This is a genomic window from Cupriavidus sp. WS (genome assembly GCF_000395345.1).
GTDB classification, from domain to species: Bacteria; Pseudomonadota; Gammaproteobacteria; order Burkholderiales; family Burkholderiaceae; genus Cupriavidus; species Cupriavidus basilensis_B.
On sequence record NZ_AQPL01000009.1, the window covers coordinates 1 to 10,010 of the forward strand.

Annotated in this window: 8 protein-coding genes and 2 riboswitches; of the genes, 4 read left to right on the top strand and 4 right to left on the bottom strand. The window is 71.8% G+C overall.

All coding sequences use genetic code 11. From position 1 onward, the window contains the following. A partial coding sequence (locus K206_RS0100405) for a cytochrome c5 family protein (RefSeq protein WP_020200427.1) occupies positions 1–372 on the top strand: 372 nt, incomplete at its 5' end. 131 nt (positions 373–503) lie between these two features. Here the strand turns inward: K206_RS0100405 and hemN are convergent. The 3 genes from hemN to K206_RS0100420 form a co-directional block, all read right to left on the bottom strand. Then, a complete protein-coding gene (gene hemN / locus K206_RS0100410) occupies positions 504–1,922 on the bottom strand; it encodes an oxygen-independent coproporphyrinogen III oxidase (protein WP_231401516.1) in 1,419 nt (472 codons plus the stop codon). A 369-nt stretch (positions 1,923–2,291) separates the two neighbouring features. Beyond that, positions 2,292–3,512, bottom strand: a complete 1,221-nt coding sequence (locus K206_RS0100415) for an ATP-binding protein (RefSeq protein WP_155887893.1) — start codon at positions 3,510–3,512, stop codon at positions 2,292–2,294. Beyond that, positions 3,484–4,224, bottom strand: coding sequence for a response regulator (locus K206_RS0100420; RefSeq protein WP_029043056.1), 741 nt, complete (start codon positions 4,222–4,224; stop codon positions 3,484–3,486). The genes K206_RS0100415 and K206_RS0100420 overlap by 29 nt, the downstream gene beginning before the upstream one ends. Before the next feature lie 504 nt (positions 4,225–4,728). On the opposite strand from K206_RS0100420, the gene K206_RS0100425 reads away from it, so the two are divergent. Then, positions 4,729–5,460: a protocatechuate 3,4-dioxygenase gene (locus tag K206_RS0100425; RefSeq protein WP_043364936.1), complete on the top strand. Its 732-nt coding sequence runs from the start codon at positions 4,729–4,731 to the stop codon at positions 5,458–5,460. 234 nt (positions 5,461–5,694) lie between these two features. Here the strand turns inward: K206_RS0100425 and K206_RS0100430 are convergent, their stop codons facing one another. Beyond that, positions 5,695–7,788, bottom strand: coding sequence for a UvrD-helicase domain-containing protein (locus tag K206_RS0100430; RefSeq protein WP_029043057.1), 2,094 nt, complete (start codon positions 7,786–7,788; stop codon positions 5,695–5,697). Between the two features lie 238 nt (positions 7,789–8,026). Beyond that, positions 8,027–8,114: riboswitch (glycine riboswitch) on the top strand. A gap of 21 nt (positions 8,115–8,135) precedes the next feature. Further along, positions 8,136–8,275: riboswitch (glycine riboswitch) on the top strand. A 98-nt stretch (positions 8,276–8,373) separates the two neighbouring features. On the opposite strand from K206_RS0100430, the gene gcvT reads away from it, so the two are divergent. Both gcvT and gcvH read left to right on the top strand, forming a co-directional pair. Beyond that, the gene (gcvT, locus tag K206_RS0100435; protein WP_020200433.1) at positions 8,374–9,501 is read left to right on the top strand and encodes a glycine cleavage system aminomethyltransferase GcvT; all 1,128 of its coding nucleotides are present in this window, start codon (positions 8,374–8,376) and stop codon (positions 9,499–9,501) included. A gap of 102 nt (positions 9,502–9,603) precedes the next feature. After that, positions 9,604–9,984, top strand: a complete 381-nt coding sequence (gene gcvH, locus K206_RS0100440; protein ID WP_020200434.1) for a glycine cleavage system protein GcvH — start codon at positions 9,604–9,606, stop codon at positions 9,982–9,984. The last annotated feature ends 26 nt before the right edge of the window (positions 9,985–10,010 follow it).

Genomic DNA, 10,010 nt, shown 5'->3' on the forward strand with positions numbered 1-10,010 from the left:
CCGGCCGGCGGCGCCACGGCGGCCGCGTCCGATGCCGGCGCAGCGCCGGCGGCGGCGGCCGCACCCGCGGCGCCTGCTGCGGCCGCGCCTGCCGCTGCGGCTCCGGCGGCAGCCGCCGCCGCGCCGGCTTCGGCCGACGTGGGCAAGAAGGTCTACGAGCAGGTCTGCGCCGCCTGCCACGCCGCCGGTGTCGCCGGCGCGCCGAAGTTCGGCGACAAGGCGGCCTGGGCGCCGCGCCTGAAGGAAGGCATGGACGCGGTCCACGCGTTCGCGCTCAAGGGCAAGGGCGTGATGCCGCCGAAGGGCGGCTACGCCGGCCCGGATGCCGACGTGCTCGCCGCGGTGGACTACATGGCGAACGCCGCGAAGTAACGCTCCCGGCGCCCGTTGCGGCGCCGGCGATCCCAAGCAGAAGCCCGGCGCGTGCGCCGGGCTTTTTCATTGGTGCCGCGTTGGTACCGCGTCGATGCCGTGCCGATGCCGACGCGGCGAACTTGCCAGTTTCAGACCACGCGCGAGTAGCGCAGCGGCGCTTCCGCGGGCGTCTTCACCGGCGTACCCACATCAGCGTCGCGCGCCGGCGCGGCGGCCTGGGCCGCCTGGGCAGCCCGGCCGGCATCGGCGCGCAGGTAGCTGTCGAACACCATCGCCACGCGGCGCACGAGCAGGCGGCCCAGCGGCGTGACCTCGATGCGCGCGGGTTCGATGCGCACCAGGCCGTCGCCGGCCAGCGTGGCGAGCTCGTCGAGCTCGGCCGCGAAATGCGTGGCGAAGTCGATGCCCGCGCGGGCCTCGAGCGCGGCAATGTCGAGCACGCCGTTGCACATGAGCGCGCCGATCACTTCGCGGCGCAGGCGGTCTTCCGCGTCCGTGGCGAAGCCGCGCATCACCGGCAGCGTGCCGTGGTCGAGCGCGCCGTAGTATTCGTCGAGCGTGCGCGCGTTCTGCACGTAGCGCCCGGCGACCGCGCCGATCGAGGACACGCCGAAGCCGAGCTGGTCGTGGCCGGCGTGGGTCGAGTAGCCCTGGAAGTTGCGTTGCAGCCGGCCTTCGCGCTGGGCCACGGCGAGCGCGTCGTCGGGCAGCGCGAAGTGGTCCATGCCGATGTAGACGTAGCCGGCGGCGGTCAGCTGCGCGATGGTGCCGACCAGGATGTCGAGCTTCTCCGCGGCCGCGGGCAGCGCGCGCTCGTCGATGCGGCGCTGCGGCTTGAACACGTGCGGCAGGTGCGCGTAGCTGTACACCGAGAGCCGGTCCGGGCGCATTGCCAGCACCTGTTCCACGGTGGCGGCGAAGCGCGCCGCGGTCTGGTGCGGCAGGCCGTAGATCAGGTCCATGCTGACCGAGCGGAAGCCGAGCCGGCGCGCGGCGTCGACCACGGCGCGGGTCTCGGCCTGCGACTGCACGCGGTGGATGGCCTGCTGGACCTCGGCGTCGAAATCCTGCACGCCGAGGCTGACGCGGTTGAAGCCGAGCTCGGCCAGCAGCGCCATCTGCGCGTCGCCGACGCGGCGCGGATCGATCTCGATGGAGTGCTCGCCTTCGGGCAGCAGGTCGAAGTGCGCGTGCATGGCGTCCATCACGCGGCGCATCTCGGCCGCGTCGAGGAAGGTCGGCGTGCCGCCGCCCCAGTGCGACTGCACCACCTCGCGCCGCGCGCCGAGCCGCGCGGCGGCCAGCGCCATCTCGCGCACGAGATAGTGCACGTAGCGGCCGCTGCGGCCGTGGTCGCGCGTGATGATCTTGTTGCAGCCGCAGTAGTAGCAGATGTTCTCGCAGAACGGGATGTGCACGTAGAGCGAGAGCGGCGCCGGCTGCGCGGCGCAGTCGGCCAGCGCCTGCAGGTAGTCGGCCTCGCCGAAGCCGCCGTGGAAGCGGTCCGCGGTGGGGTAGGAGGTGTAGCGCGGCCCGTTGATGTCCATGCGCCCGGCCAGCGCGCGGAAATCCGCCAGCGCGTGGCCGCCGGGCTGCTTGCCGGTGCAGGCCGCGCCGCAGTTGCCGGAGCAGGCGCGCGGCTGGCCGGCGGCGGACAGCGCGATGGATCGGGTGGACGGACTGCTGGCGGGGTGCGGGGCGGGGGCTGGCGCGGACATGGGGCGGCCTTCGTGTCGGATGTCGATCGCCCATCCTAGAGGCGGGCGGCCCGGCGGGCGTTGATCAACATCAAGCGGCGTCGCGCCGCGCCGGGCGGGCGTGGTCGGACACCGCCCGGACGCCACCTTGGCGTCACCCCGGCGGCTTCCCGGCATCTTCCCCGCGTGCGCCGGCGTCACCCCGCATCGCCGGCGCGCTCAGGCGCGCGGCAGCGTGATGCGCACGCGCAGGCCGCCTTCGGGGCGGTTGGCGAGGTTGAGCTCGCCGCCGTGGCGCGCGACGATGTCCGAGGCGATCGACAGACCCATGCCGACGCCGCCGGTGGCGCGGCTGCGCGAGGTCTCCAGCCGGTAGAACGGCTCCAGCACGCGCGCCATGTCTTCGGGCGGAATGCCGGGCCCGCTGTCGCACACGTCGATCACCACGCGCTCCGCGCTGTCGGCCAGCTCGATGCGCGCGCTGCCGCCATAGCGGTGCGCGTTCTCCACCAGGTTGACCACCGCGCGGCGCAGCTCGGCCGGGTAGGCCAGCAGCGGCGCGGCGGCGCCGGCCAGGGTGACGTCCTGGCCGATCTCGGTGGCGTCGTCCACCACGGCCTGCAGCAGCGCGTGCACGTCCACGCGCTGACGCGGCCCGGCGTTGCCGTCGCGCTCGCGCAGGTAGTAGAGCGTGGCGTCGATCAGCCCGTTCATCTCGGCCAGGTCCTGGCGCAGGCGGTAGCGCACGCGGTTGTCGTCCACGCCTTCGATGCGCAGGCTCATGCGCGTGAGCGGCGTGCGCAGGTCGTGCGACACCGCGGCCAGGAAGCGCGACTGCTGCGCGAGCTGCGTGCGGATGCGCCGCTGCATGTGGTTGAAGGCGCGGGCCGCGGCGCGCGCCTCGGCCGGGCCGCTGTCCTCGTCGAGCGGCGCCGCGTGCACGTCCTGCGCCAGCCGGCCGGCGCCGCTGGCCAGGCTCTGCACCGGGCGCGCCAGCAGCCGCGCGCCGGCCCACGAGGCGGCGATGATGGCGGCGAACTGGAACAGCAGGCCCAGGCGCGGCGGGCCCAGGCCGCGCGGCGGATGCAGGTGGTGATGCCTGGGCATGGCGCCGCCCGCGTCCGCCCGGGGCGCGCCGCCAGCGGCGGCGGAGCCGGTGGTGGCGCCAGCAGCGGGGCCGGTATCGGAACCAGCAGCGGGACCGGCGCCGGGGCCGCCGGCGCGGGGCGGGCCCGCGTCGTCGGGCGGCGGTTCGTCGCCGGGCACCAGCGCGATGCCGATCTCGCCCGGACGCGGGAAGATGCTCTCGATCACGGTGACGCCCAGCACGTGCACGGCCAGCATGATGGCCATCATCACCAGGAACAGCCGCACGAACATCGTGTCATGGCGGGCCACCCAGCCCGCGCGCTCAGCCTTCGACGGTGCCGGTGAAGACATAGCCCTCGCCTCGCACGGTGCGGATCAGTGCCGGGTCGCGCGGGTCGTCGCGCAGCTTCTGGCGCAGGCGCGAGACCAGCAGGTCGATGCTGCGGTCGAATACGTCCAGGTCGCGGCCGCGCGCCTGGTTGATCAGCAGCTCGCGGTCCAGCACGCGGTTGGGATGCTCGATGAAGGCCAGCAGCAGGCGGAATTCGGCGTTGGACAGCGGCACCACGGTTTCCTCGCCGTCGACGAGCTGGCGCAGCGTGGTGTTGAGCCGCCAGCTGCCGAAGCGCAGTTCGTGGCCGGCCACCGTCGCCGGGCGCTTCAGGCCCGCGCCTGCGCCGGCGCGCGCGCGGCGCAGCACGGTGTGGATGCGCGCCACCAGCTCGCGCATCTCGAACGGCTTGGTGACGTAGTCGTCGGCGCCCACTTCGAGGCCGACCACGCGGTCGGCCAGCTCGGTGCGCGCGGTCAGCATGATGACCGGCAGGTCGCCGCGCTCGCGGATCTCGCGGCACAGCGCCAGGCCGTTCTCGCCGGGCAGCGAAAGGTCCAGCACCACGAGGTCGTAGTCGCGCGCGGCCAGCGCGGCGCGCATGGCGGCGCCGCCCTCGGCGCCGTCGGCCTCGATGCCGAAGGTGGCGAGATATTCGGCCAGCATGGCGCGGATCTGCGGATCGTCGTCGACGACCAGCAGGTGCAGGGGCGAAGCGGGGGACAGGTCCATCGGGGTATCGGTGTGGCAGGTTGCGGCGGTAGGCGGCATGGCTGGCGGCGCGGCGGCGCCCGGGATCGGCACGCGCGCGGCGCGGCGCGCCAAGGCAGGCTGGCGCATGGCCTGCGCCAGGCGATCACTCTACCAGCATGGCGGCGCACGCTGATGGGCGCGGTGTGGCCTCTTTGTATCAGAATCGACACAAGACCGCGCGTGCCGGCGGCGAGCGGCATGCGCGGCGGCGCACGCAGGCGCCCGGCTTTCCGCTCTTGTCCCGCGCCGGGCAGCGCGCGCATCTCCTAAGATCAACATGTGCACGCCGCACCGCTTTGTTTCGGCCGCCCCCGGGCTATGCTGGAAGCGATCGGCATGCAGCCGGCGCCCCGCGCCCGCCACTGGAGACCACCATGAATCCCATGCAAGCCTCGCCTGAATCGCCTGAATCGCCTGAATCGCCGGGCAGCTCGCCTGCGCGCGTACCCAGTGCTGCGCCGCGCCGCCGGGAGGACCGCCGAGATGCGCGATAGCCCCTTGCCGGACCAGGGCCGGCGCCGCTTCATCGGCGGACTCGGCGGCGTGGGCGGCGCGCTGGGCGCGGGCCTGCTCGGGCTGGCGGGCGAGGCCGGCACCGCGCCGCCGCTGTGCGCATTGACGCCGGAGCGGGCCGAAGGCCCGTTCTATATCGACGAATCCCTGATGCGCAGCGACATCCGCGACCGCCGCCCCGGCCAGCCGCTGCGGCTGCGCGTGATCGTGCTGGATACGGCGCGCAACTGCGCGCGCGTGGCCGGCGCCGTGGCCAGCATCTGGCATTGCGATGCCGGCGGGCACTACAGCGGCTTCGAGCGGGCCGAGCCGCCGCCGGCCGCGGGCGAGGCTTCCGCGCCGGTGGCCGCCGCGCCCGCCGGCGCGCAGCGCTTCCTGCGCGGCGCGCAGGCCACCCGGCGCGACGGCAGCGCGCAGTTCCTGACCATCTACCCGGGCTGGTACGCGCCGCGCGCGGTGCACATCCACCTGAAGATCCATCTCGGCGAGCACGGCGTGCTGACCACCCAGATGTTCTTCGACGACCGGCTCAGCCAGCTCGTGCATACCAGCCATCCCGCCTACCGCGCGCGCGGCCCGTCGCCGGTGACGGTGCGGCAGGACCCGCTCGCCGGCGCGCATCCGGGCTTCGTGATGGTCCACCGCCCCAACGAAAGCGGCTTGCTGGAGGGCGAATTCCTGGTGGGGGTGGCGCGCCCGTGAGCCGCGCGGGCGCATAAAAAAACGCCCCCGGACGCAGGGTGCGGGGGCGTCGAAACAGGGAAGAAGTCGGGCATGTCGCCCGGCCACGCCGACTCCGAAGGGACGGAACGGCGCGGCGCCCGGACCTGTGCAGCAGTCCGGGCACCCGCGATGTTAGGAGGCCGGCGGGCGCCGATCTTGTCCCGCTTGTAGGCCAATGTATCGACTTTGTACGCCGCGCCGCCGGCGCGGGCGTCAGGACGCGGTGGTCTTGCCGGGCGTGCCGAGCAGCGCCTTGAGCCCGGCGAGGCGGTCCTTGGGGCTCATGGCGGGGGTGGCGTCGGCCGGCGCGGGCGCTTCCTCGAGCTTCATCTCGCCGATGAAGCGCGAGGGCTCGCACGAGTAGGTGTCGCGCGCGCGCTTGCGCTTCTTGCACCAGCTGATCTGCAGGCTGCGCTGCGCGCGCGTGATGCCCACGTACATCAAGCGGCGCTCTTCCTCGATCTTCTCGTCGCCGAGGTCTTCGTCCTCGCGGCAATGCGGCAGGATGCCCTCTTCCACGCCGACCAGGAACACGTGCGGGTATTCCAGCCCCTTGGAGGCATGCAGCGTGGACAGGCGCACCGCGTCGGGATCTTCCTCGCGGCCTTCGAGCATGCTCATCAGCGCCACGGTCTGGGTCAGCTCGAGCAGGTTCTTGCCTTCGTCGCCGAAGCCGTCGGCGGTGTCGAAGCCGGTGGCCTCGCCCTCGGCGCCCTCGGGCCGGGTGCCCTTGCGCTTGAGCCAGTCGAGGAACTCCAGCGTGTTGGTCCAGCGCGACTGGGCCTGGCGCTCGTCGAAGGTGTCGTACAGGTAGGCTTCGTAGTGGATGCCTTCCATCAGGTCGTCGAGCACCTGGCTGGCCGGATCGCTGGCCGCGCGGCCGGCCAGGCGCACCATCGACTCGCAGAACACGCGCAGCGGCTCGAGCTGGCGCGGCTGCAGCTTGCCTTCGATGCCGCCCATCATGGCCGCCTCGAACAGCGACACCTTGGCCTGCCCGGCGAAGGTGCCGAGCACTTCCAGCGTGGCGTTGCCGACGCCGCGGCGCGGCGTGGTGATGGCGCGGATGAAGGCGGGATCGTCGTCGGCGTTGGCGATCAGGCGCAGGTAGGCGCAGATGTCCTTGATCTCGGCGCGGTCGAAGAAGCTCTGGCCGCCGGACAGCACGTAGGGAATGCGCTCGCGCCGCAGGATCTGCTCGAACAGGCGCGCCTGGTGGTTGCCACGGTAGAGGATGGCGTAGTCGCGGAACTGCGCGCGCCGCTCGAACTTGTGCGCGGACAGGCGGAACACCACGGACTCGGCCTCGTGCTCCTCGTCGTTCATCGGGTTGACGGCGATCGGGTCGCCCATGCCGTGCTCGCTCCACAGCTTCTTGTCGAACAGCTTGGGATTGTTGGCGATGACCGCGTTGGCCGCTTCCAGGATGCGCACCGTGGAGCGGTAGTTCTGCTCGAGCTTGACCACCTTGAGCCCGGGGAAATCGGTCTGCAGCAGGCGCAGGTTGTCGAGCGTGGCGCCGCGCCAGCCGTAGATGGCCTGGTCGTCGTCGCCGACCGCGGTGAAGGCCGGCGCGCGCAGGTGCGAGCCGCCGGCGAGCTGCTTGAGCAGCGCGTACTGGCAGGCGTTGGTGTCCTGGTATTCGTCCACCAGGAAGTAGCGCAGGCGGTTCTGCCATTTCATGCGCACCGCCTCGTCGCGCGCGAACAGCTCGGCCGGCAGGCGGATCAGGTCGTCGAAGTCCACCGCCTGGTAAGCGTGCAGCGTGGCCACGTAGTTGCGGTAGACCAGCGCGGCCTGATGGTCGTCGGCGCTCTCGGCGGTGGCGATGGCGGTCTCGGGATCGACCATGCCGTTCTTCCACAGCGAGATCGTGCTCTGCACGCTGCGGATCAGCTTCTTGTCGGTGGTGGCGAGCTGCTCCTGCACCAGGCCGAAGCAGTCGTCCGAGTCCATGATGGAAAAGCGCGGCTTGAGTCCCACGTGCTCGGCCTCGGCGCGCAGGATCTGCACGCCGAGCGAGTGGAAGGTGCTCACCGTCATCTGCTTGAGCGGAATGCGGCGGCCCTCGCGCGTGGTCTTGCCTTCCATCAGCTTGGCGATGCGCTCCTGCATCTCCTTGGCGGCCTTGTTGGTGAAGGTCACGGCGGCGATGTGCTTCGGCTCGAAGCCCTTGTCCTCGATCAGGTGCGCGATCTTCTGCGTGATCACCCGCGTCTTGCCGGAGCCGGCGCCGGCCAGCACCAGGCAGGGTCCGTCGAGATAACGGACGGCTTCGGATTGGGCGGGATTGAGTCCGTGGGTCATGCGTCGGGGCGTCGGGGCGTGGTGGCGGAAGCGGATGGCGAAATGGCGGGCGCGGGCCCGGCAAGGACCGGCAAGGACCGGCAAGGACAAGGCGGCCAGGGCTGCCTGTGAAGACCGCGGCACCGGGACGGCGATCCCGCGGGCGGCCGCAGCGGCAGATGTTAACACGGCGGCGGGTCCGCCCCCGCCGGCCCGGCGCCGCGCGTTGACAAGCCACCGGGGCTGCCTGTAGAGTCGCGCCATCCGACCGGGAGAGCGCGCAGAGCCTGCGCCGCCGAAGGGGTATCACCCGAAAACTCTCAGGCACCAAGGACTGGTCGGATCGGCCCGCAACATGCACACGATGCAGGCCGTACTCTGGAGAGCGGCACCCGCCGCCTGCGCGCAGCGCAGGACATGGCGAGCGTGCCCACCGAAGGGGCGCGCAAGGCACTGGTCCGCGGGACCGCCTTGTAATCTCTCAGGTATCGAGGACAGAGGGGTCATCCGCCGCAGCGGATCCGGCAGCGCCATGCGCGCCGGCCATGCGGCGGATGACCCTTTTTTCGTTTCCGAACCGAGATTTCCGCTTCCCCCGAGGACTACATGACGCTCCAGGCCACGCCCCTCAATGCCATCCACCGCGCGCTCGGCGCCCGCATGGTCGACTTCGGCGGCTGGGACATGCCGGTCAACTACGGCTCCCAGATCGAAGAACACAACGCCGTGCGCACCGACGCCGGCATGTTCGACGTGTCCCACATGTGCGTGGTCGACCTGGCCGGCGCCAACGTGCGCGCGTTCCTGCGCGGCCTGCTGGCCAACAATGTCGACAAGCTGCAGACGCCGGGCAAGGCGCTCTACTCGTGCATGCTCGACGAGCGCGGCGGCGTCATCGACGACCTGATCGTCTACTTCTTCGCCGAGGACCGCTTCCGCCTGGTGGTCAACGCCGGCACCGCCAACGGCGACATCGAATGGATCCGCGCGCGCAATGCCGCCACCGGCAGCGGCGTGGCCATCACCCCGCGCCGCGGCGACAACGCGCCGGCCGGCGCCGCGCCGCTGGCCATCGTCGCGGTGCAGGGCCCGAACGCGCGCGCCAAGGTGTGGAGCGCCTTCCCGGCCACCCAGCCGAGCGAAGCGCTCAAGCCGTTCAACGCCATCGTGGTGCAGGACCCCGCGCTGGGCGAGGTCATGGTGGCGCGCACCGGCTATACCGGCGAGGACGGCTTCGAGCTGGTGGTGCCGGCCGAGAACGTCGCCGGCCTGTGGGAAAAACTGAACGCCGCCGGCGTGCGCCCGGCCGGCCTGGGCGCGCGCGACACGCTGCGCCTGGAAGCCGGCATGAACCTGTACGGCCAGGACATGGACATCCACACCTCGCCGCTCGACGCCGGCCTGGCCTGGACCGTGGACCTGCAGAGCGAGCGCGACTTCACCGGCAAGGCGGCGCTCGCCGCCGCCGGCCAGACTCGCCAGTTCACCGGCCTGATCCTGCGCGAGAAGGGCGGCGTGCTGCGCGCGCACCAGAAAGTGATCACCGCGGCCGGCGAGGGCGAGATCACCAGCGGCACCTTCAGCCCCTCGCTGTCCCTGTCCATCGCTTTTGCCCGCCTGCCGCTCGGCGTTGCCGCCGGCGCCGAGGTGCAGGTCGAGATCCGCGACCGCAAACTCGCCGCGACTGTGGTTAAACTGCCGTTTGTGCGCAATGGCAAGGCACTCGTGAGCTGAACGCTCGCACCCGGTCACAGCGCGCCCGCCGGCGGCCACCCCCGCTCCACGCGATCCCCCGCCCGGCTGGCGCTGAACAACAAACCGCATCTGGAGAATTCCATGACTTTCCCCGCCGACCTGAAGTACACCGAGTCCCATGAATGGGTGCGCGTCGAAGCCGACGGCACGCTGACCATCGGCATCACCGACCACGCGCAGGACGCGCTGGGCGACATCGTGTTCCTGGAACTGCCCGAAGTGGGCAAGTCGGTGGGCGCGGGCGACGCGCTGGCCGTGGTGGAATCGGTCAAGGCCGCGTCCGACATCTACGCCCCGGTGGCCGGCGAAGTGATCGCCATCAACGACGCCGCCGTGGCCGCGCCGGAAAGCGTCAATGCCGACGCCTTCGACGCCTGGCTGTTCAAGCTCAAGCCGGCCAACAGCGACGACGTCAACGGCCTGATGTCGGCCGACGCCTACAAGGCCAGCGTCGGCGCCTGACGCCCCGCCACACTCCCGCCGTTCCC